At 54.0% G+C, this 21,616-nt stretch carries 18 protein-coding genes; 5 read left to right on the forward strand and 13 right to left on the reverse strand.

Going from position 1 to position 21,616, the window contains the following annotated elements; all coding sequences use genetic code 11:
* Positions 1–35 precede the first annotated feature (35 nt).
* Both MKY12_RS17200 and MKY12_RS17205 read right to left on the reverse strand, forming a co-directional pair.
* Positions 36–1,775: an ABC transporter ATP-binding protein gene (locus MKY12_RS17200; protein ID WP_339310109.1), complete on the reverse strand. Its 1,740-nt coding sequence runs from the start codon at positions 1,773–1,775 to the stop codon at positions 36–38.
* Positions 1,772–3,511, reverse strand: coding sequence for an ABC transporter ATP-binding protein (locus MKY12_RS17205; protein WP_339310110.1), 1,740 nt, complete (start codon positions 3,509–3,511; stop codon positions 1,772–1,774). The genes MKY12_RS17200 and MKY12_RS17205 overlap by 4 nt, the downstream gene beginning before the upstream one ends.
* A 162-nt stretch (positions 3,512–3,673) precedes the next feature.
* On the opposite strand from MKY12_RS17205, the gene MKY12_RS17210 reads away from it, so the two are divergent.
* Complete coding sequence (locus MKY12_RS17210) at positions 3,674–4,543, forward strand: LysR family transcriptional regulator (protein ID WP_339310111.1); 870 nt, start codon at positions 3,674–3,676, stop codon at positions 4,541–4,543.
* A 198-nt stretch (positions 4,544–4,741) separates the two neighbouring features.
* Here MKY12_RS17210 and htpG read toward each other — a convergent pair whose 3' ends face one another.
* Positions 4,742–6,625 carry a molecular chaperone HtpG gene (gene htpG, locus MKY12_RS17215; RefSeq protein ID WP_036724793.1) on the reverse strand — a complete coding sequence of 628 codons (1,884 nt, stop codon included), beginning with the start codon at positions 6,623–6,625 and terminating at the stop codon, positions 4,742–4,744.
* Between the two features lie 229 nt (positions 6,626–6,854).
* Here htpG and MKY12_RS17220 point away from each other — a divergent pair, with 229 nt between their 5' ends.
* The gene (locus MKY12_RS17220; RefSeq protein ID WP_339310112.1) at positions 6,855–7,313 is read left to right on the forward strand and encodes a GyrI-like domain-containing protein; all 459 of its coding nucleotides are present in this window, start codon (positions 6,855–6,857) and stop codon (positions 7,311–7,313) included.
* A gap of 501 nt (positions 7,314–7,814) precedes the next feature.
* Here MKY12_RS17220 and MKY12_RS17225 read toward each other — a convergent pair.
* From MKY12_RS17225 to MKY12_RS17245, 5 genes are all read right to left on the reverse strand, one after another.
* Positions 7,815–7,964 (reverse strand): hypothetical protein, encoded by a 150-nt coding sequence (locus tag MKY12_RS17225; RefSeq protein ID WP_339310113.1) that lies wholly within the window; start codon positions 7,962–7,964, stop codon positions 7,815–7,817.
* Between the two features lie 243 nt (positions 7,965–8,207).
* Positions 8,208–9,578 (reverse strand): MBL fold metallo-hydrolase, encoded by a 1,371-nt coding sequence (locus MKY12_RS17230; protein ID WP_339310114.1) that lies wholly within the window; start codon positions 9,576–9,578, stop codon positions 8,208–8,210.
* On the reverse strand, positions 9,575–11,245 hold the full coding sequence (locus MKY12_RS17235) for an iron ABC transporter permease (protein WP_339310115.1): 1,671 nt from the start codon (positions 11,243–11,245) through the stop codon (positions 9,575–9,577). Before MKY12_RS17235 ends, MKY12_RS17230 begins: the two co-directional genes overlap by 4 nt.
* A gap of 39 nt (positions 11,246–11,284) precedes the next feature.
* Positions 11,285–12,370, reverse strand: a complete 1,086-nt coding sequence (locus tag MKY12_RS17240; protein ID WP_339249014.1) for an ABC transporter substrate-binding protein — start codon at positions 12,368–12,370, stop codon at positions 11,285–11,287.
* Between the two features lie 2 nt (positions 12,371–12,372).
* Positions 12,373–13,377, reverse strand: a complete 1,005-nt coding sequence (locus MKY12_RS17245; protein ID WP_339310116.1) for an ABC transporter ATP-binding protein — start codon at positions 13,375–13,377, stop codon at positions 12,373–12,375.
* Positions 13,378–13,546: 169 nt separating this feature from the next.
* Between MKY12_RS17245 and MKY12_RS17250 the strand changes: the two genes are divergently transcribed.
* Together MKY12_RS17250 and MKY12_RS17255 are read left to right on the forward strand one after the other, a co-directional pair.
* Positions 13,547–14,437 (forward strand): LysR family transcriptional regulator, encoded by an 891-nt coding sequence (locus MKY12_RS17250; RefSeq protein ID WP_339310117.1) that lies wholly within the window; start codon positions 13,547–13,549, stop codon positions 14,435–14,437.
* Between the two features lie 119 nt (positions 14,438–14,556).
* Positions 14,557–15,426 carry a CYTH domain-containing protein gene (locus MKY12_RS17255; RefSeq protein WP_339310118.1) on the forward strand — a complete coding sequence of 290 codons (870 nt, stop codon included), beginning with the start codon at positions 14,557–14,559 and terminating at the stop codon, positions 15,424–15,426.
* Between the two features lie 130 nt (positions 15,427–15,556).
* On the opposite strand, the gene MKY12_RS17260 is transcribed toward MKY12_RS17255, so the two are convergent.
* Positions 15,557–16,453, reverse strand: a complete 897-nt coding sequence (locus MKY12_RS17260; RefSeq protein WP_209879570.1) for a LysR family transcriptional regulator — start codon at positions 16,451–16,453, stop codon at positions 15,557–15,559.
* Positions 16,454–16,572: 119 nt separating this feature from the next.
* Between MKY12_RS17260 and dapA the strand changes: the two genes are divergently transcribed.
* Entirely contained in the window at positions 16,573–17,478 is a 906-nt protein-coding gene (gene dapA, locus MKY12_RS17265) for a 4-hydroxy-tetrahydrodipicolinate synthase (protein WP_339310121.1), read from the forward strand.
* Positions 17,479–17,590: 112 nt separating this feature from the next.
* Here the strand turns inward: dapA and MKY12_RS17270 are convergent, their stop codons facing one another.
* The 4 genes from MKY12_RS17270 to MKY12_RS17285 form a co-directional block, all read right to left on the reverse strand.
* Positions 17,591–19,120, reverse strand: a complete 1,530-nt coding sequence (locus MKY12_RS17270; RefSeq protein WP_339310123.1) for a DEAD/DEAH box helicase — start codon at positions 19,118–19,120, stop codon at positions 17,591–17,593.
* Positions 19,121–19,340: 220 nt separating this feature from the next.
* Positions 19,341–19,913, reverse strand: coding sequence for a phosphate propanoyltransferase (locus MKY12_RS17275; RefSeq protein ID WP_036692683.1), 573 nt, complete (start codon positions 19,911–19,913; stop codon positions 19,341–19,343).
* Positions 19,914–20,074: 161 nt separating this feature from the next.
* Complete coding sequence (locus tag MKY12_RS17280; protein ID WP_339310125.1) at positions 20,075–21,061, reverse strand: membrane dipeptidase; 987 nt, start codon at positions 21,059–21,061, stop codon at positions 20,075–20,077.
* Between the two features lie 156 nt (positions 21,062–21,217).
* Positions 21,218–21,478, reverse strand: coding sequence for a stage V sporulation protein S (locus tag MKY12_RS17285; RefSeq protein ID WP_019910496.1), 261 nt, complete (start codon positions 21,476–21,478; stop codon positions 21,218–21,220).
* Positions 21,479–21,616 lie beyond the last annotated feature (138 nt).

Raw genomic sequence — 21,616 nt, forward strand, 5'->3', positions numbered from 1 at the left:
AAGTGCTGCCGCAGCTATTAAAATTAACCGTATTCCTACACCGCCGTAAACTGGCTGTTGTACAAGCGGGCGTAGTAGCCTCCGCTCTCCAGCAGCCCATCATGCGTTCCGCTCTCCACGATATCTCCATCCTTCATGAACAGGATGAGGTCCGCCTCGCGGATCGTGGACAGCCGGTGGGCAATGACGAAGCTGGTCCGCCCGGTGATCATCGCCAGGAAGGCCTTCTGTATCCGCGCCTCTGTCAGCGTATCAATGCTGCTGGTCGCCTCATCCAGAATGAGCATCGGCGGATCAACCAGCATGACGCGGGCAATGGTGAGGAGTTGCTTCTGACCCTGGGAGAGATTATCGCCCGAGGTGCTGATCCTGGTGTCATAGCCTTCAGGCAGGCGCTTGATGAAGCTGTGCGCATTCGCGGCCTTGGCGGCTGCAATCACCTCCGCTTCGGAGGCCCCCGGCTTGCCGTAAGCAATATTGTCGCGGATGGAAGCCCCGTACAGCCAGGTCTCCTGCAGCACCATGCCGAAATTGCGCCGCAGACTGTCGCGGGTGATGGAGGTAATATCTACGCCGTCAATCCGAATCGTTCCGCTGTCTACCTCATAGAAGCGCATCAGCAGGTTGACCAGCGTGGTCTTGCCTGCCCCGGTCTGGCCGACGATCGCCACGCGCGTGCCCGGCTTCACCTCCAGGCTGAAATCCTTGATCAGCGGGCGCTCCGGTGTATAGGCGAAGCTTACCTTGTCGAAGGTGATCGTTCCCCGGCTGTTCTCCATCACGTAGGCATCCGGCTGGTCCGGGGCCTCCTGCGGGAGATCGAGTATTGAGAAGATCCGCTGCGCCGAAGCTGTGGCGGACTGCAGTTGTGTGATCACACCAGTTATCTCATTGAACGGCTTGGCGAACAGACTGGAGTAGATCAGGAAGCTGGACAGATCCCCTACGGAGAACAGGTCTCCGATAACAAGCACACTTCCGATCATCGCAATCAGCGAGAAGGTGATATTATTAACCAGCCGCGTAGTCGGGTTCGAGAGCGAGCCATAGAACTGCGATTTTGTCCCTGTCTTGTACAGCTCATTATTCCGCTCGGCAAAGCCTGCAAAGGAGCGGTCCTCGTAATGATAAGCCTGCACCACCTTCTGCCCGCCGACGATTTCCTCGACATAGCCGTTCAGCCCCCCGAGAATCTTGGCCTGCTCACGGAACAGCTGCTGGGAGCGCATCGTAATGAAGCGGGCAACGAAGAAGGTTGCCGGGGCAGACAGCAGCACCACCAGCGTCATTACAGGGCTGATATAGAGCATCAGCCCGATGGCTCCGGCGATGGTGACAAGTCCGGTCAGGAGCGTGGAGAAGCCCTGCAGCAGCCCGTCAGAGACGGCATCCATGTCGTTCACGAACCGGCTGATGCTGTCGCCCTGGGGATGGTTATCATGGAACTTCAGCGGCAGGGCGTCCAGCTTGTCAAACAGCTCGCGGCGCAGGTCATAGACCGTGCGGAACGCCAGCTTATTCGTATAATAAGTGAGTAGCCAGCCGAAGAAGCTGCCGACCAGATATACACTGCCCAGAATCAGCAGCAGGCGCAGAATTTCCGGGAACTCCACCCGATCCGGTCCGATCATATGGTCGATGGCGCGGCCAATCAGGAGCGGCCCGATCAGGCTGGCAACCACGCTCAGGATGGCGCAGAAGATAGCTCCATACGTTATTTTCCGGTACTCACGGGTATATTGAAACAGACGTTTCCAGGTCATTGTACTGGTCATTGTAAAGCCTCCTCGCTTGAGAGCTGTGACATGCAGATTTCCTGATAGACTGCGCAGCTCTCCAGCAGTTCCTCATGCGTACCGATTCCGGCAATCCGGCCTTCATCGAAGACGATAATCTGATCGGCCTGCCTTACTGTGCTCACCCGCTGGGATACAAGCAGTACGGTCATATCTGTACTGTTCTTGCTTAGTGCGCGGCGCAGTGACGCATCCGTAGCGAAGTCCAGCGCACTGGAGGAATCATCCAGGATGAGAATCGGCGGACGTCCGACGACAGCGCGGGCAATGGTCAGGCGCTGCTTTTGGCCACCGGACAGGTTATGCCCGCCGCGTACCACCAGCGTATCCAGTCCTTCCGGCAGCCGGGTGATGAACTCCTCAGCCTGGGCAACCGCCGCTGCGGCCATGATCTCGTCCCGGGTAGCAGACGCCTTCCCCCAGCGGATATTCTCGGCAATCGTGCCGGTGAACAGCACCGCCTTCTGCGGCACAATGCCGATTCTGCTGCGCAGCTGCTCCAGCCGGTAATCCCGTACCTTTACACCCTCGACTCTAACTTCTCCTTCCACAGCGTCATAAAAGCGCGGAATCAGATTCACGAAGGTGCTCTTGCCTGAACCGGTACTGCCGATTAATCCAACCGTCTGCCCCTTGAGGATATCTACAGAGATATTCTCCAGGGCCAGTTCACCGGTCGTGTTATAGCCGAAAGAGACATTGCGGAAGGAAATCACCGGTGCTGCACCGTCCCGCTTCGCAGCAGGGGCATGAGCAGGCACTTCAACAACCGAAGCTGTCATCGCCAACACCTCATTGATGCGGCTGGCAGACGACGAAGCTTTGGTGAACAAAATGACCAGATTGGAGACTACGATCAGAGCCAGCAGGATCTGGGTTACATAGTTAATGAATGCAATAATCTCACCCTGCGACAGACTCCCGGCTTCAATGTGAATGCCGCCTACCCATAGAATAGCAATAATTGCTGCGTTCACTACCAGTGTCGTCATCGGTCCCAGCCAAGCGGAGATCCGTCCGACACGGATGGCCGTCTGCGTCAGATCCTCAGAGGCTTCATTGAAGCGCTGCTTCTCGCGGCGGCTCTCGGCGAAGGCCCGGATCACCCGGATGCCAGAGAGATTCTCGCTGAGCACCAGCGCAAGACGGTCCAGCTTAGCCTGATATTTACGGTACATCGGTGAACTGCGCGTAATGATGAAGTATAGAATTACTGCGAATACGGGAGTAGCGGCAATCAGGATCAGCGACAGACGGAAATCCAGAATCATCGCCATAATAATAGCCCCGATACAGATGAATGGCGCACGGATGACCAGCCGGATGAGCATAGCTACTGCCACCTGCAGCTGGTTAACGTCGTTAGTGATCCGGTTGATCAGCGAAGGCGTGCCGATGACATCCAGCTCGGCATACGACAGCGAAGAGATGTGCTTGAACATTTTGTTGCGCAACGTGGTGCCGAACCCCTGTGAGGCCCGCGCCGCATAATATTGACATACCATGGAGCAGCCGAAGCCCAGAATAGCCATCAGCACCATCAGGGACCCCATCCGGTAAACGTAGCTGCTATCCTGCTTGCCAATTCCGTTGTTGATGATCAGGGCTACAATCGTCGGCAGCAGCAGCTCGAGAACCGCCTCCAGCAGCTTGAAAATCGGCCCGATTGTCACTTCTTTCTTGTACGGTTTTAAGAATACTGCAATTTTGCGCACATTCATCCTCACCTAACTTAAGCGTAGTATGTAATCCTTCTTGAAAAAAATAAAAGACCCGTTATGATTATGTCATACCCGCTTACATATTCATAATATTGGTTTCGTATCTATCCCATATGGATAACGTATGTCATAACCTGTAGGAACGGAGGCTGTACTATGGATATCCGCCAATTAAAATATTTCCTGGCCATTGCCGAGGAAGGACAAATTACATCCGCAGCCAGGAAGCTGCAAATGGCCCAGCCCCCGCTCAGCCAGCAGCTCAAGCTGCTGGAGGAGGAGCTCGGAGTCAAGCTGGTGGAGCGCGGACCGCGCAGCATCCAGCTGACGGATGCCGGAATCATTCTGCGTAACCGGGCCCAGCAGATCCTGGAGTTAACGGACTCCACCGCCCGGGAGATCAGCGACTATGCCAAAGGACTAAAGGGGAGCCTTACCATTGGAACGGTCTCTTCATCAGGCGCTACCCTGCTGCACGAGCCGCTGACAGCGTTCCATAAGCGGTATTCGGGCGTAACCTTTGAGATTCATGAAGGCAATACGTTCATGATTATCGACTTGTTGAACAAGGGCATTGTTGAGGTGGGCATTATCCGCACCCCGTTCAACACCAGCAATCTGGAATGCCTGTATTTCCATTCGGAGCCGATGATCGCGGTGATGGCCGCTGATTATGACTGGGCCCCTAGCCAGAGTGCTGCTCAGCTTGGCGAGCTGCAGGACAAACCGCTGATTATCTACCGCCGCTTCGAGCAGCTCATCCGCGAGACCTGCCTGGAGCACGGCTTTGGGCCACAGATCTTCTGTATGAATGATGATGCCCGGACCACGCTGCTCTGGGCCAATGCAGGACTCGGGATCGGCATCGTGCCCAAGTCGGCGTTCGAGCTGGCTAATCACAGCAACCTGATCTACAAAGAGATCCTTTGCGAGACCCTGCGCACCCGCGTGGCCGCCGTATGGATGAAGGATAAGTATTTGTCGTCTATGGCTACCAAGTTCATCGAGACCTTCAAGTCACTGTGAACACGCTCAGGCCCCTTCCTTCTGGAGGATGTCCATTATCTGCGCCGGTCATCCTGCCGCAGGACGCTTTCCATATATGCACTAAATAACCCCACAAAACATATAAATTCTTTCCAAAAAGACCCCGCGCCGGCCTAAGCAGCCAGTCGCGGGGTCTTTTAATCAGTCAAGGTCAACAGCCCGGCGGCAGCGCCGGTGTTAGACCATGATTTTACAAATATCGTTCGTGAACTGCACCGGATCATTAACCTGCAGTCCTTCGATCAGGAGCGCCTGGTTATACAAGAGGTTGGTGTACAGACCCAGCTTCTCCTTGTCGCCTTCGGCAGCCGCTTTCAGGGACTTGAAGACATCATGGTGAATGTTGATTTCCAGCACCTTGTCCGCTTGCACATCCTGGCCGCCGTTAGGCATGGCCTTGAGGATTTTCTCCATCTCGATCGTGAGCTCGCCTTCAGTGGACAGGCAGACCGGATGGGATTTCAGCCGCTTGGAGGCTTTGACTGCCTTCACTTTGCCGGACAGAATGCCCTGCATAGCTTCGAACAATCCCTTGTTCTCGTTCTCTTCCTCTTCGGATGGCTTATCCTCGGCACTCTCTTCAATCCCCAAGTCGCCGCTGGAGACATTTCTGAACTCCTTCTCCTTATAAGCCATGATCATCTTGATTGCGAATTCATCGATATCATCAGTGAAGTAGAGAATCTCATAGCCCTTGTCCAGCACCATTTCGGTCTGCGGCAGCTTCTCGATGCGCTCTACCGATTCACCCGAAGCGTAGTAGATATATTTCTGGTCTTCCGGCATTCTCTCAACATATTCAGCCAGCGTCACCAGCTTCTTCTCCTTGGAGGAGTGGAACATCAGGAGGTCCTGCAGTGTTTCTTTTTCCATACCGTAGTCGTTATAGACCCCGAACTTCAGCTGTCTGCCAAAAGACTTATAGAACGTCTCATACTGCTCACGCTCATCCTTCAGCAGGCTCAGGAGCTGGCTCTTGATCTTGCTCTTAATGTTCTTAGCAATCATCGTCAGCTGGCGGTCATGCTGCAGCATCTCACGGGAGATATTGAGCGACAGATCCTCGGAATCGACCATCCCCTTGACGAAGCTGAAGTAATCCGGCAGCAGATCGGCGCATTTGTTCATAATCAGCACGCCGTTGGAGTAGAGCTCCAGGCCTTTTTCATATTCCTTGGTATAGTAGTCAAACGGAGTATTCTCCGGAATGAACAGAATCGCGTTGTAGACCACTGCGCCGTCCGCACTGATGTGGATGTGCTTCAGCGGCTTGTCGAACCCGTAGCGCTTCTCTGCATAGAAGTTGTTGTAATCTTCTTCGGTCAGCTCTTTCTTGTTCTTGCGCCAGATCGGCACCATGCTATTGACCGTCTGCTCTTCGGTGACATCGATGAATTCATTCTCAGCATCTTCCTTAGGCTGTTTGCTGGTAATGTCCATCTTGATCGGGAAGCGGATAAAGTCCGAATACTTCTTGATGATTGATTTCAGACGGTATTCTTCCAGGAATTCGTCGTAGTTATCGTCCTCGGTGTTCTCTTTGATCTTCAGCGTAATTTCGGTACCGACCGTATCCTTCTCACATGGCTCAATCGTGTAGCCGTCCGCACCCTGGGATTCCCATTTGAACGCCTGCTCGCTGCCCAGCGCCTTACTGATTACGGTCACATCGTCCGCCACCATGAATGCGGAATAGAAGCCGACCCCGAATTGTCCGATGATGTTGTGTCCGTCCTTGGCTTCATTATCCTTCTTAAAAGCAAACGAGCCGCTGTTCGCGATAATCCCCAGATTGTTCTCCAGCTCTTCCTGCGTCATCCCGATGCCGGTGTCGGCAATGGTTAACGTTCGGCTATCCTTGTTGGCGCTTACTTTAATGTAGTAGTCCTCTTTATTGAACACCAGACTATCATCGGCCAGTGCCTTGTAATAGATTTTATCGATGGCATCACTTGCATTGGAGATCAGCTCCCGCAGAAAAATCTCGCGCTGCGTATAAATGGAGTTAATCATCATTTCCAGCAGTCTTTTGGATTCAGCTTTAAACTCTTTTTTAGCCATGAATAAATAAATCTCCTTTCAAAAGTAACCTTCGGATTGCGGAGCATCGTTTAGCACTCCACTCACTTGAGTGCTAACACTCCCTTTTATATACCATATTCTAGTTTTTGATGTCAACATCTTGCCGCCTAGGAAGCCCACAAAAAAAGAAATGCATTCTATTTTAGTCCATGTTAGCATTCGGGTTGTACTTCATTTGACCACTTAACCACAGAAAGGATAATGATTAATGATGAACATTCAGCTCGAAAGCATTCCGGCAACACGTATAGCTTATGTACGGCAGACAGGCCCCTACGGCCCCGGCAACGCTCAGGCGATGGATCAATTGAAAGGTTGGGCGCGGGAACAAGGCTTGCTTCAAGGCTCGGCGGTGCTGTTCGGCATTCCGCAGGACAACCCTGCAACTACAGGGCCGGAGCTTTGCCGATATGATGCCTGCATCAGCCTGCCTGAGAATCCTCCCGAAGAGGCCTCAGTACCTTACGGTGAGCTTCCCGGCGGAGTCTACGCAGTGGTAACCCTCCAGCATACGGCTGAAGCTGTCGGACAAGCATGGGCCGAGATTCTCCCGGCGTTGTCACGCAGCGGCCATAAGCTTGATCCCGGGCGGCCGGTTATGGAGAGATACACGGAAGACATGGTCAGCAGGCATCTTTGTGAGCTTTGTTTTCCTGTATTTGAATAAAGGCAGGAAGGCGCTTTGAAAAGCGGAAGTCCCAAATGCCATGAACGAGGCAGGATCAACATAGGCGCTTGTGTAGACGCTCCGCAAACAGAACGTTGTTCCCATCGCTGTTGTGTCCAGATTTTTTCATTCCCCTTTAGCGGTGAAAATCCGGACACAAAGGCGAACGCTCCGCTTTTCCACAATCATTCTGCCCGCTCCGCTGTTTAAGTGGGGGGCGGACAAAATGATCCTAACGAGCCTGGCGGTGCTCCGCCCATCTCTCACCAATTTAGAGCGTCTTCTCTCACCGACCGCTTGCTTGGGTAGCAGCATTTTTGCACATTTTGCAGGATTTCTCTAAAAATGTTACTGGCTATTGTACATTGTTGCATCAATTGCAGGAATTCCGGTGCTTGGAGCAAGTTAGCGCTGGCTTTGTTGCATTTTATGCAGGATTTCAGCATCAGTCGTTTCTATTGGGCAGTATTACTGCACTTCTTGCAGGATTTCTCTACAATGTTACGGACTGCGGAGCATGAGGCCCATCCACATCACAGCAGCACCGATTGTGTTCGGATTTCCGGATACATTTGGTCCCCGCACCTCCGCACTGCCCATTGTGTTCGGTTTTTCGCCTACATTTGGACCGGGCGCCTCCGCACTGCCCAATGTGTTCGGTTTTCCGCCTACATTTGGACCTCACGCCTCGCGCCTGCCCAATGTGTTCGGTTTTCCGCATACATTTAGTCCACGCGCCGCCCCCCAGCAAATTGTATTCGGTTTTTCATATACATTCCATCCGCTCCCCTTTAGACATCCGAAGAAATTCATAATTTCCTAAAAAATAAGAAAAGAGGCCATCTCTATAAGCAAAATTCCGCTTACGAGACAGCCTCTTTCATCTTTTCATAGTTAACCCAAATCCAGCGTTTCCCCCGCCGCCATAGAATGCAGCGTGCAGCCCGTCAGCTGCCCGCCCTGAATCAAGGCTTCACGGAGCTTGTCGGTCTCCGGCTTCGCGGCATGAACCAGTACGGCGTGCCGGACCGGAAGAGACTTCAGCATACGCTGCACATCTTCCCGGCCCTGATGCACCTTGTAACGCAGCTTAAGCACTTCGCATACTCCATGCTGTCCCGGTTCATGCAGCAGCTTGTATCCGAAGGTACCGGCCGCTACATGACCGGTGATCAGCACGGAATAGGTTGAATGGGACGCCCACCTCGCATAGTACCAGCGGGACAAGGACGATTGCATCATGCCATCCGGCACGAACCACAGGGAAGGGCCGGAGCCTGACAGCAGCTCCTCCCGTTCCACCTCGCTCTGCGGCATCGTCCAGCGGCGGGCGGCAAGAAAGTCTGCTATGTGATCCGCTGCGGAATACCCTCCTGTTCGCTCAGCACTCCTAAGCCAGAACGGCGAGGCTGCCAGCCGCCCCATCCCCTCTATCAGCTTCGCCTCCACTACCATCGGCAGATCACCGAACAGCTTGGCGGCCCACAACATCATCTCCTGGCCGCGTCCGCCTGCCGGAACCGGGAGCAGCACCTTGCCCCCCCGTGCCGCAGTCCTGCGGATGGCCTGCTCCAGCTGCCTCAGCTTATCAGACTGGCTCTCCTCGTCCATTCCATAGGCTGCATCGGCAACCGCCAGATCAAGACGCTGGCCGCACGACCATACCCTCAGCCTCTGGTCCGCATCCGGGATGCCTCCGGCTGCTTGTATCGCCTCAGCTGGTGAATCAGCCGCAAGTAACAGGGATTCCGCCGTATAGTCGCCGGAATAGAACATTGAGTGCCCTTCCGCAGCGATCAGGAACCATACAGATCCCGCCAGATGCCCGCTTCGTCCCCACATGACCTGAACCCCGGGAATCAGTCTGAACCAGGACAGGCAGTTGCCCTCCTCCTCCAGATACCGGTAACGGATCGCTTGTTCATCTGCTTCAGTGTATGGCAGCTCATGGCCCTCACGGTTAATATTCGAACGCCAGGAGCGGAAATAGGCATCCAGCTGCGCCCGCGTTTCCCGCGTTGTCCATACCTCACCCTTGTAACCCTGCGCATATAGCAGCGGCAGTGCTACCGAATGATCCTCATGGGCATGGGAGAGTAGTACCGTGTCCAGCAAGGCCGCCTGCCCGGGTTCGATGAGGGGATATTGTCCGGCTCCGCCTTTTTTGACGCCGCAATCAAGCAGCAGACGGTAGCCCCTTCCACTCAGGAGGTAAGCGGAACGCCCGTGTTCACCGGCTCCGCCCCATATGGTCAGCTTCGTCATAATCCGGTCCACTTTGTTCTGGAATTCAGCAGTTCAATGCCGAGCAGCAGCAGCACCGTCAAGCCAACCGATACCACCGCCATTGCCATGCCAAGCGATACCTGCCCCTGTTCGAACTGGGCAAAAATATACGTAGCCGAGGTCTGCATCGAAGGCGGCAGAATCAGCAGCGATCCAACCAGCTCCCGTACAGATATGGTGAAGGTCATCATCCAGCCTGCCAGCATACCGGGCATAATGAGCGGAAGCAGAATCCGCCGCAAGATATAGAACGGGCCTGCTCCGCTCACCTGGGCCGCTTGAAACAGCAACCCGTTAATTTGCGAGAAGCTGGACTTCACATACTGCACGGTATAAGGAAGAAACAGCACCACATACGTAAGCACTACCATCCCGTAGGTGTTGTAGAGCGTGAAGGGCATCCATGGCGCATTCCAGAGCAGAATCAGCCCCACCACCATTACAATGCCCGGAACCGTATTAGGCAAAAGACTCAGCAGATCAATGATCCGCTGCAGCCGCCCCGAAGACCTGCCGATGGCCAGGGCAAGGCCGGCTCCAAGCACGACAGCCACCGATGCTGCGGCAAGCGACAGCCCCAGACTGTTCCCAATCGCCTTCAGGCTCGCCGATCCCCAGGAGAGCAGCTCCCTGTAATGATCCAGCGTCAGATTGTCCAGCGACAGCCCGGAACCGCGCAGCTTCATCAGCGAGGCGGCGATAATCGAGAAGTAGGGGATGCCTATGGATAATAGCAGCAGGACAGCCAGATACAGGCCCGCTAGCCAGCCTGCACCGCCGCGCAGGGAATACATCTTGGAGCGCTGTCCCTTGCCCCCCACCAGACGGTAAGTGAACCGGCGGCTGACCGCCGACTGCATGTACCAGATGACCAGACAGACCGACAACAGCACGGATGCGAGCGATGTAGCCTTGCCGAAGTCAATCGGCCAGCTGGAAATGTATTTATGAATTTCCGAGGTCATGACATAATAGCCGATCTTGCGGCCGAAGGTAGCCGGTGTTCCGAACTCCGCAATCGTCTTGACGAAGACGAGCATCACCCCCATGCCATAGGCCGACAGCAGCAGCGGCATGATGATCCGCCGGAAGCGGTAGCCTGCCTTTGCCCCGTGCACCGCTCCCGCCTCTTCCAGATTGCCGCCTATGCGGATAAGCGCATCCCGAAGCAGCAGATACAGGAACGGGAACAGATGCATGCTCATAATGAAGACCATTCCCCAGAAGCTGAAGAAAGAATCACTTAACGCACCCGCACCCGGAAGCCACTGCTGAAGATATCCGCCTTTTTGCATGAACAGAATCCAGCCCATGGAGCCGATATACGGCGGGGTCATGAACGGAATCAGCAGAATAACATCAATCCAGCGGTGCAGCCCCATGCGGGTCTTGGCCATCATCCAGGCCAGCGGCATCGCAAGCAGCGTAGTTCCTGCCACTACGCATATACCAAGCCATACCGAGTTCAGCAGCACCCCGGACAGACTCTGTCCGGTGATCGTACGGAGGGGGGCCATCCAGTCCAGCCGCTGATCCGGGGTAACGCTTTGCCAGAAGATGAGCAGAAGCGGAATGCCGATGCTGACCGCCAGCAAAAAGAAGGAGAGCAGCAAGCCCGCTCTCCGAAGTATCCGGTTACTGTCCATGGAGACTGGACTCATTGCTTTCACCTCAACCTTAAGCCTTTATTTGTAAATTTCCGCGAATTTCGAAGCCGTCTCATTTCCATGCTCACTCATCCAGGTCCAGTCTGCCTTAAGCTGCGGGATGTCTTTCAGATTGGTCCGGTTCGAAGCTTCAATATCCTCGCGGCCCGGTATGAGATACGCATCCGCTACCAGCTGCTGAGCTTCATCAGACAACAGATAATCAATGAATGCTTTAGCATTGGCCACATTCGGACTCGTTTTCAGAATGGCTGCCGGTCTCGGACTTACCACCGTACCCTCCTCAGGATAGATAATATCCAGCGGCTCTCCTTTGGCTTTGGCCTTGTAGGCCATATAATCTACTCCTGCTGCCACAATACTCTTAGCTCCTGTAATCACCGGATCAAGCGCCTCCTGGTTCGCTCCAGCCATGGCAACACCGTTCGCCTTGTAATTCTTGAACAGTTCCCAGCCCTGTTCGCCGTTCACACTCAGATAACCTGTGATGAAATCCAGCGCCGAGCCTGACAGTGTCGGATCAGGAATGTTAACGGCATCCTTCCACTCCGCATCTGCCAGCTCTGCCCAGGTCTTGGGCGGATTCGCTACCAGCTTCGTATTATAGACAATTCCCAGTGCTGATGCGCTTGAGCTGAAATAATTGCCTTCTGCATCCGACCAGTCCTGAATCAGCTTGTCCTTATTGGCCGCTTCCGGATAGGGCAGCGTCAGCCCCTCCGCCTTAAGAGCCTGTGCGGAAGGCAGGGAAGCCAGAATCACCACATCGGCCACCGGATTTGCTTTCTCCGCTTCCATCCGGGCCAGGATTTTGCCGGTCGTTCCCTGGAACATCTCCACCGTGACACCTGTCTTGGCCTTGAAGCCATTCACAATATCGTCTGCCAGGCCCTGCGGTCCGGCGGAATACAGCACCAGCTTGCCGCTTAACGCAGCTTCTGTAGCTTCAGGAGTTGACGAGGCTGCCCCAGTTGCCTCAGGTGTACTCGTGCTGGCCCCGCCGGCACTGGTGCTGTTGCCCGTACCACAACCCGCCAGACTCATACTCATCACAGCAGATAACAGCAGCACTGCCCCTTGTTTACGCGGTTTGTTCCATTTCATGGTTATGATTCGCTCCTTTTAGGTTCTTCTTCATTTGAATTCGAATTCATCCGGCATATCCGCCGCGGTGAGACATAGAGCTGAACCCTTTCTCCTACAGGAATCCGGTTGTTCAGATAGGCTGTCCATATTCCGGCCCCCTCCACCTCCGCACGGATCTCATAACGTTCTCCGGCATAACTGACACTTCGTACAACAGCGGAATAACACAGATCATCGCCCGCCGTCCGGCTCCAGCCGATATGCTCAGGCCGCACCATCTCCTGCTCCGGCGTAAGCCAGTTCGACTTGCCGATGAATGAGGCCACGAACGGTTCTGACGGTGTCTCGTATACCGCTTCAGGAGTTCCAGTCTGCAATATCCGCCCGCTTTTCATAACGACAATCTCGTCGGACATCGACATCGCTTCGATCTGATCGTGGGTCACGTAGAGTGCAGTGAGACCCATGTCCCGCACCAGCGACATCATCTCCACTCTCATCTCTTCCCGGAGTACGGCATCAAGCGCGCTTAACGGCTCATCGAAGAGCACCACACCCGGACGGACAACTACCGCTCTGGCAAAAGCAACCCTCTGCTGCTGACCGCCCGACAGCTGATGCGGATACCGGTTCTCCATCCCCTGCAGCCGGACCATCTCCAGTGTCTCCAGTACCTTGCTCCGCAGCTGCGCACGCTGCCCTGAGGCCTTCAGCCCGAAAGCCACATTCTCATACACCGTCATATGCGGCCAGAGTGCAAAATCCTGAAACACCATCCCGAAATTCCGCTTGTGCACCGGAACATCGATCCGCTGCGCAGCGGAGAAATAACATTTCCCGTCAGCGTATAATTCCCCGCCATCCGGGCGCTCAAGGCCCGCTAACATCCGCAGCAGCGTGGTTTTGCCGCAGCCGGAAGGCCCCAGTAAGGTAGTGAACTTACCGTGCTTCAATTCAAGCCCGGCAGGCAGCAGCGCCGGTTGTCCGCCAAAGCTTTTATGAATCCCCTTTATCTGAATATTCATTTCGATCCCTGCCTGTCTTCTTGAGCTGTCCTCAGTCTAACGTCTGTATTCGCAGGTTGTTTATTTTTCATGTAAACACGTAATTAACTTTATATATGAATTCTGTTAACGTTCATAGATAAAATCTACGGTGGGGGATATCCCACTAACGATTGGAAGAGGTAACTCCATGAATCTGATGAAACTGCAAATTATTGAACTGATCGACCAGCTGCACCATATGACCAGCGTAGCCGAGGTACTCGGGATCAAGCAGCCGACCGTAACCTTTCATATGAAGTCGCTTGAAGAAGAGCTCGGGGTCCGGCTGTTCGAGGCCCGCAGCGGCAAAACCTTTCTCACCGAGGCAGGACAAGCCCTCCTTCATTATTCCGTGAAGATTAATGCGCTTGCCCGTGAGGCCCGCCGGGTAGCCGGAGAATTCGACACCCTCTACCGGGGAACGCTGCTGATTGGGGCCAGTTATGTACCTGCAACCTATTTGCTGCCATCCATATTACATGCGTTCTCCCAGGAGTTCCCCGGCATCCGCATGGCTCTGTCTGTGAAGCCCTCCCCGGTCATCCGGGAGATGCTGATCCGCCACGAAATCGACTTAGGTGTGATCTCCTCCGAGCCTTTCACGGAGCCTGCTCTGCAGGCTGAATCGCTGATTACAGATGACCTCGTCCTGATCTGTTCTCCTAAGCATCCTCTCGCCCGCAAGACTCAGCTTACTATGGAGGAGATGAGTAAGACTCCCTTTGCGCTGCACGGAAGCGAATCCAGTACCCGCCGCCTGACGGAGCGCTGGTTCGGACAGCAAGGGCTGCAGCTGCGCAATACGATTGAGGTCGATTCACTGGAGGCCATCAAGCAGCTCGTGCAGCTGGGCGGCCACATCTCCGTGATGTCCCGGATGGCGGTACAGTGGGAGCAGCAGCAAGGTCTAATTCAAGTGCTGCCTATTCAAGGGGAGATGTCACCGCGTTATATCTATGCCGTGCATAACAAGGACCGGCATCCTTCAGTGCAGATGGAGAGCTTCCGGAGCAGCCTGCTGGCCACCAAAAACTGTTAGCCGTCATTGAGTAAGTCTATGCAGGATTAACGCAATTCCCCTTTCACTTTAACTGCTCCCATATACTCAACCCGTAAAGTGGGTCATGTACTCAAACCTGATCATAGGAGTGATGATGCTTGAGAAAATGGAAAAAGCTTACCCTGTCCTTCATGCTGAGTATTGTGACAGTAGGGGGTGGAATGGCCGGACAGGGTATTCTGCTGCCGGAGCGCGTCTCAGCCGCAGCTAACGCCGTTCCAGCCTATGAGGTGAAGTTTCTGGCAGACCCTGATCTTGTACTGGACAGCAGCGGATCACCGCGCAGCGAGGTCGTGGATACGTTCGACCTGAATTCTACTCCACAGGCAATTCGAGTCGGGTATTTCGATACCGACACGCTTGAGCTGAACAGCAAGGGGTGGGATGTGCGGTTGCGCAAAAAAGAGAACAAATCCGATTATGAATTGACCTACAAGAAACGTTATCCTGTCGTGAACGGAAATATCCAGGCAGCGCTCACCCTGGCGAATCAGGAGGGCTTCGACGCTTCAGATGACAACTATGAAGCAGAGGTGGATTGGGGGTATGGTAAGCAGACCCTCAGCTTCTCCAATACCAAGAAGGTCAGCACCAAAGCTACCGGAGCCGTACTCCCTTCTGAGGAAGAAGCCTTGAAGCTGCTGCTGGACAAGCTGCCGGGCAAATTGAAGAACTGGTCTGCATCGAACTGGGGGAAGCAGAAGCTGGCAGCCTCCCGGGCGCATGGCCCGTTGACCTTCGAGCGGTATACAGGCACCTGGAACAATCAGGAGATCACTCTTGAGGTATGGCCAGTGCGTGATGAGGCGGGAAGCGGCATCCAGAATATCGTGGAAATTTCGTTCAAAACCACCGATAGCACCAGTGTAACCGGGTTACGTGCCGGGCTGATGAGCCTGCTGAACGCCGAGGGCTGGCTTCTTCCTGCTGATGGCCTCAAGACCCAGCTGATTCTGGAAAGGTATTAAAGTAATCATCAATATTAGCTTATAACTCAAAAAGAGCACTGCCGCACCCTTCATGAGGGCGATACGGCAGTGCTCTTCTGCTGATATGAATTTGTTACGAGACGGCTCCCCGCTGCCCGGTACGTTACCATTACAGCGCAACAGTCTTCGCCTTGGCATCCTCAAGCAGCATCTGAATCAGCGACTGGAGCGGCAGGGACTTCCACTTCTTCGGATGCAGCAGCAGTTGCAGATCGAAATGAATCTCCGGGTGGGCAAAAGACAGCTCGGACAGGTTCCCCCGCTCGATCTCCTCCTCCGCCACAATCCGCGGCAGCAGCGCTATGCCCAGGCCATTGCGTACACAACGCTTAATCGCCTCCAGATTCGACAGCTCAAAACCAATCCGGAACACGATCCCGTGGTCCCGGAGTAGGTTCTCGAACAGGCTGCGGTAAATGCAGCTCTCCTCGGAGACAATCAGCTCGCAGTTGTTCAGATCCTGGAGGGTCACCTGCTCCAGCCGGGCCAGCGGATGGCTGGCTGGTGCCACGAGGACAAGCGGCTCATCACGGATAATCGTTCGCGTAAGTGCGCTATCCACCGTGCTGCGGTCCAGCAGAAGACCGATATCAACCTCTCCGTCCCTGATTTTAGAGATCAGATTGGCCTCCTGCTCGGTCTGCAGATGAATATTCAGACCAGGGAACATCGTCCGCAGCTGCTGCAGGAACGGCGGCAAATAGAAGGCTGCGAGCGAATCAATCGTTCCAATCGTAAGCGTTCCGCCGATCTGCTGGGCGATTGTTTCCTTAGAGCGGTCATAGAGATCCAGAATCTCCACGAACAGCTTAAGCAGTTCTTCTCCCGGCGGTGTCAGGCGCAAGGCGCGGCCATGCCGTTCGATAAGCGGCACGCCGTATTCCTTCTCAATCTTCTGTATCTGCGTCGTGACGCTGGACTGTGCATAGCCCAGCTCTTCAGCCGCACGCGTGAAGCTCTGCCGCTTGGCCACTTCGCGGAAGGTCCGCATATACGTTAAGTCCATCGTCTCACCCTAACATCAATATTATTGATAACCTACATCATTTATTATAGCTAACAACGATGCAATAATCCATGGTACAGTAGAACAAACGGATTTTACATTTTTGGAGGACGATATTCATGTTAACAGAAGAACAGATTTATGGAATTTATGTTCCCGTGGTCACCCCGTTCCATGCTGCTGGTGAGCTTGATCTGGAATCGTATCAGCGTTATGTGAACAACATCATCAAGAACAATATTCATGGTCTGGTCGTCAATGGAACCACTGGAGAATCGCCGACAGTCAATATACAGGAATTACAGTCGCTCGTGGATACCTCACGGGAACTTCTGAAGTCCAGCTCTATCCCGCTCGTGGTGGGCACAGGTACAAATGATACCTACTCTACCGTGGCCCGTACTGAGCTGGCGGCGAACGCAGGTGCCGATGCCGCACTGGTGGTTGTCCCTTATTACAGCCGTCCGTCCCAGGAAGGCATCATCGCCCATTTCCGCAAGGCGGCAGAAGTGGGTCTGCCCATTATGGCTTACGATATCCCGGGCCGCACTGGAGTCGGCATGACGCTGGACACCGCCCGTACGATCCTGGAGATGAACAATGTCGTAGGGTTAAAAGACTGCTCCGGCTCCCCCCTGCTCGTCTCCGAGCTGTCCAAGAGCGGCAGCAAGCCTGTGCTCTGCGGCGACGATCTGCATTTCTTCGACATGCTGGGCTACGGGGCCGCCGGAGGCATGCTGGCCTCAGCCAATGTACATACCGGCCGCTTCCTAAGCATCTACGAGCAGTACAGAGCCGGTCAGATTGAGGCTGCACAGGCTGCGTATGATCAGCTAGTGCCGCTGATGAAGCTGCTGTTCAAGGAGTCCAACCCAGCCCCGATCAAATGGCTGCTCAGCGAACTCGGAGAGCTCTCCTCGGATACGCTCCGCTTGCCAATGACTTCCATTAGCACCGCGCTGCGCGAGGAACTGGGCGCCTACCTTGCAGAGGAAGCTGTCAGCGGCAGACAAGAAGCGATATAACCGTTAAGAGGCCATGGAGCAGACAAACACCCGCCATTTTCAGTGAGATACTGAGAATGGCGGGTGTTTATGTTAGATAAGGTCAAGCATTACTGCACCTTACAAAATCGAATTACGAGCGGCCCGCTTTAGCCGCTGGACGGCTGGACGGACGTCCGCTCTGACCGCCAGGTCTGCTGCCCGAAGGGTTTGAACGGCCGTATGAACCGCTGGACGATTTCTGGCTCTGGCTGCCGCCTGGACGCCCGTTGGCATTAGCCTGGCCCCCCGAAGCACCTCTCGCTCCACCGCCAGCATAACTGCTGCCCGATGCGCTTCTAGCTCCACTGCCTGCTTGACCGCTTCCAGAAGCGCCTTTAGCGCCACCTGTGTTGCCGCCGCTCTGCTGTTTGCCTTGCGCAAACCATTCCGACTTCGGCTTGCGGGGCGGATTCGTCTTGGCTTTCTGCGACGGTTTGACCGGCGCTTTGCCAGGACGGTCTGCCAGCAATGCCAGATTGCTCTTAGACATCGGATACGCATGCTCCTTGATCTCCGGAATCGTCTTGCCGATCAGCTTCTGGATATCCTTCAGATAGGGAATTTCCTCCGCTTCGCACAGCGAGATGGCGATGCCGCTCATCCCCGCACGGCCGGTCCGGCCAATACGGTGAACATAGGTTTCCGGAATATTCGGCAGGTTGAAGTTGATGACATGGGACAACTCATCAATATCAATTCCGCGCGCAGCGATGTCTGTAGCTACCAGTACGCGTGTCGCTCCGCTCTTGAAATTTCTCAGCGCATTCTGGCGCTCATTCTGTGATTTGTTCCCGTGAATGGCCTGTGCTGTAATATTAATGCGGGTTAAATCCCGGGTTACCCGGTCCGCGCCGCGTTTGGTGCGTGTGAATACCAGTGCCGATACAATCGACGGGTCCTGCAGCAGACGGTTCAGCTGATTCTGCTTATTTCCGTTCTCCAGCAGATAGATCGACTGCTCAATTCTGTCTACCGTGGAGGATACCGGAGTAATCTCGATTTTCACCGGATTGACAAGCAGTGTCTTTACCAGCTGCGAAATCTCCGCAGGCATAGTGGCTGAGAAGAACAATGTCTGCTTCTTGAGCGGCATCTTGGCGATAATCCGCTTCACATCATGAATGAAGCCCATGTCCAGCATGCGGTCCGCTTCATCCAGCACGAGAATCTGCACATGCTGCAGATCCACACGCTTTTGGCTGATCAGGTCGATTAGACGGCCCGGTGTAGCAATCAGAATGTCGGCACCGATTGCAAGCGCCCGCTCCTGTGCCTTCTGTGATACTCCACCGACAATGGCTGTCGAACGGATGGTTGTGAACTTGCTGTAAGCCTGAATGTTCTCTTGAATTTGCAGCGCCAGCTCACGGGTAGGCGTAAGAATCAGGGAACGGATGCGCTTGCCTCCGCCGGTTCTGCCCGGCTGCTGGCTCAGCAGCTGAATAATCGGCAACGAGAAGGCCGCCGTTTTACCGGTACCTGTCTGTGCACAGCCCAGGATGTCTCTGCCGGCTAATGCCGCAGGAATAGACTCTTCCTGGATCGGGGTCGGGGATGTATAGTTTTCCAGGCTAAGCGCCTTAAGAATCGGGGGGATCAGGTTCAAATCGTTAAATGTCATTTTATCTCCTTCATTGTGCATACATATATTGGTGAATCCTTAATTCCATTACTGTATATTCCTTTTGCGGCGTCTCCACATAGCGCTCAGCAAAGTCATAACACATAATGATAACACATAAAAGCGAATATGAAAACTTTCATTTCTTTCTTTTCAAAAAAAACTACAACAAAAAAGCAGAGGAAGGGTCCCCTGCTCTTGTCTTACCTATTATAAAATACTAGTCTAGGATTTCAGCGGTATCGCCATTATTGGCACCCGCAGCGTTAGCTTCATCGGTATCGATGTGCATGTCCAGCTTGAAGCTGTCGGATACGCGTGCAATCACGTTCTCCAGCACCAGGCCGCGTTCGCCGCCCAGACGTACCTTCAGGAGTTGCTTATCGGCAATGCCCCAAGCTTCTGCTTCGGAAGTATGGAAGTGGATGTGGCGCGCTGCTACAATAACACCAGTCTCCAGCTCAACTTCACCGGCAGGTCCTTTAATCGTAATTCCTGGTGTTCCTTCAATATTGCCGGATTCACGGACAGGTGCCTTCACGCCGAGGCTGAAGGAGTCTGTGCGGGATACTTCCAGCTGCGAAGCCGGACGGGCAGGTCCGAGGATTCTTACTTTGTCGAACTTCCCTTTCGAACCAATGACAGCCACTTGCTCATTCGCTGCGAATTGTCCGGGTTGGGACAGCGGTTTGAACTCGGTCAATTGATAACCTGGGCCAAACAATGCTTCTACGTGCTCCTGCGTAAGGTGAATATGCCGGGCCGACACACCTACGGGTACAGTCTTGCTCATTTTTAAGTCACTCCTTGTATTTTCTCTAGTATCTGTACAAGCCACTGAACATTATACCTCTTATTACCTGAAAATAAAAAGACCCGCATCACAATGCGAGACTTTTTTCCGGGCATATTACGATTCTGTGAATGCTTCATCCTGGTTTTTCCAATTCATAGTCACTTCCTGGTGAGAAAAGAGGGTAAACCTGCGGAAGAAGGCAGCTGCTCCCTCAAGAACCCCAGCGCATTCTCATACAGCCAGCCCCGTACATCAGCTTCGGGATAGTATTTCAGCAGCATCTCGGCGAACTCCGCATATTGCCCCGGATGCTCCAGCCCTTCTACCCACGCTTCAATTCCGTCAAAATCCGAGCCGAACATCAGCTGTCCGCTCCCGCCAAGACCACAGACATGCTCAATATGCCTCCGCATATCCTCCCTCCGGGCTGCTCCTTCATCCCGCACGAACCAGGGGACAAAGGTAAGCCCAATTCGCCCGTCCCTTACAATCAGTGCCTTCAGCTGATCATCACTCAGGTTGCGGGGATGACTGCATACCGCTGCGCAATTCGAATGCGAAGCAATGAACGGACGGGTACTGTGCTCCAGCAGCTCCCAGAAGCCTGCCGGGGCCAAATGCGACACATCCAGCAGCATGCCGCTCCCGTTGCACCAGTCGATCAGCTTCCGGCCATGCTCAGTAAAACCGCCGTTCCGCCGCTCCAGTACACCGTCCGCCGCCCAGTTGGCATAGTTCCAGGTAATCCCCAGGCAACGCACACCCAGCTCGAAGCATAACTGGGCATAGAACAGATTGCCCTCCAGACCGTCTACGCCCTCCAGAGAGAGCATTCCATAGGCTGGAGCAGTGTAGCTGCCTTCCTGCGCTTCTTCCTTCCACCTCAGCCACTGCAGCCCTCCAGGACCGGTAACCTTTTGATGAAAGCACTCGATTTGCCCCAGAATATCCTCGAATTTGGCCCTTCCGCGCACCGCAGACAAATAGATGGCAAAAACCTGCAGTCCGACATTCCCCTCCGCCAGCCGCTCTGCGGTCACATCCAGCCGGGGATCATTCTTGAAGTCTATCCCTGGATTCGCCTGCAGCTTACTCAGAGCATCACAATGAAAATCCGCCACCTTCAGCCTCCTGTTTCCCACCATAGGTCAGCTCTCCTTCTTTCTTCACCTGAATATCCAAATGAACCGTTGACAGCCCAGCGTCTATTTCATGTATATGCACCTAACTGAAGCGGCAGTCAGCACAGCAAAAAGCCTGTTTACAATGTAAACAGGCCTAATCTAAATGATTCACTTGAGTTATCTAGGTTCCACAATAAGTTTGATTGCCGTCCGGTCTTCCCCATCAATCACTATATCCGTAAAAGCCGGAATACAGATCAAGTCCACTCCGCTAGGTGCGACAAATCCCCGGGCGATGGCAACGGCCTTCACGGCCTGGTTCAGTGCTCCTGCTCCAATAGCTTGTAGCTCGGCCGATCCACGTTCGCGAAGAACACCTGCTAATGCGCCAGCAACGGAATTTGGATTGGATTTAGCTGATACTTTTAATACATCCATAGTAAGTACCTCCCCTGGGAAAATGATGGTGTTCTTCTTCCACTACAGTAGATGTTATTCGCTTCAGAAGAATTAATTCCTTCTTTTTGCGGACCTCTCCGGAGAAAATAGTTCAAAAGATACTCTTTTTCGATATAA

The sequence above is a fragment of the Paenibacillus sp. FSL M7-0896 genome (assembly GCF_037975415.1).
GTDB classification, from domain to species: Bacteria; Bacillota; Bacilli; order Paenibacillales; family Paenibacillaceae; genus Paenibacillus_AQ; species Paenibacillus_AQ silagei.

What these genes read in the sequence shown, in the direction of transcription:
- MKY12_RS17200 (WP_339310109.1), bottom strand. Translation starts at nt 1,775, where the DNA reads ATGACCAGTACAATGACCTGGAAACGTCTGTTTCAATATACCCGTGAG.
- MKY12_RS17210 (WP_339310111.1), top strand. Translation starts at nt 3,674, where the DNA reads ATGGATATCCGCCAATTAAAATATTTCCTGGCCATTGCCGAGGAAGGA.
- htpG (WP_036724793.1), bottom strand. Translation starts at nt 6,625, where the DNA reads ATGGCTAAAAAAGAGTTTAAAGCTGAATCCAAAAGACTGCTGGAAATG.
- MKY12_RS17220 (WP_339310112.1), top strand. Translation starts at nt 6,855, where the DNA reads ATGATGAACATTCAGCTCGAAAGCATTCCGGCAACACGTATAGCTTAT.
- MKY12_RS17230 (WP_339310114.1), bottom strand. Translation starts at nt 9,578, where the DNA reads ATGACGAAGCTGACCATATGGGGCGGAGCCGGTGAACACGGGCGTTCC.
- MKY12_RS17235 (WP_339310115.1), bottom strand. Translation starts at nt 11,245, where the DNA reads ATGGACAGTAACCGGATACTTCGGAGAGCGGGCTTGCTGCTCTCCTTC.
- MKY12_RS17240 (WP_339249014.1), bottom strand. Translation starts at nt 12,370, where the DNA reads ATGAAATGGAACAAACCGCGTAAACAAGGGGCAGTGCTGCTGTTATCT.
- MKY12_RS17245 (WP_339310116.1), bottom strand. Translation starts at nt 13,377, where the DNA reads ATGAATATTCAGATAAAGGGGATTCATAAAAGCTTTGGCGGACAACCG.
- MKY12_RS17250 (WP_339310117.1), top strand. Translation starts at nt 13,547, where the DNA reads ATGAATCTGATGAAACTGCAAATTATTGAACTGATCGACCAGCTGCAC.
- MKY12_RS17260 (WP_209879570.1), bottom strand. Translation starts at nt 16,453, where the DNA reads ATGGACTTAACGTATATGCGGACCTTCCGCGAAGTGGCCAAGCGGCAG.
- dapA (WP_339310121.1), top strand. Translation starts at nt 16,573, where the DNA reads ATGTTAACAGAAGAACAGATTTATGGAATTTATGTTCCCGTGGTCACC.
- MKY12_RS17270 (WP_339310123.1), bottom strand. Translation starts at nt 19,120, where the DNA reads ATGACATTTAACGATTTGAACCTGATCCCCCCGATTCTTAAGGCGCTT.
- MKY12_RS17275 (WP_036692683.1), bottom strand. Translation starts at nt 19,913, where the DNA reads ATGAGCAAGACTGTACCCGTAGGTGTGTCGGCCCGGCATATTCACCTT.
- MKY12_RS17280 (WP_339310125.1), bottom strand. Translation starts at nt 21,061, where the DNA reads ATGGTGGGAAACAGGAGGCTGAAGGTGGCGGATTTTCATTGTGATGCT.
- MKY12_RS17285 (WP_019910496.1), bottom strand. Translation starts at nt 21,478, where the DNA reads ATGGATGTATTAAAAGTATCAGCTAAATCCAATCCAAATTCCGTTGCT.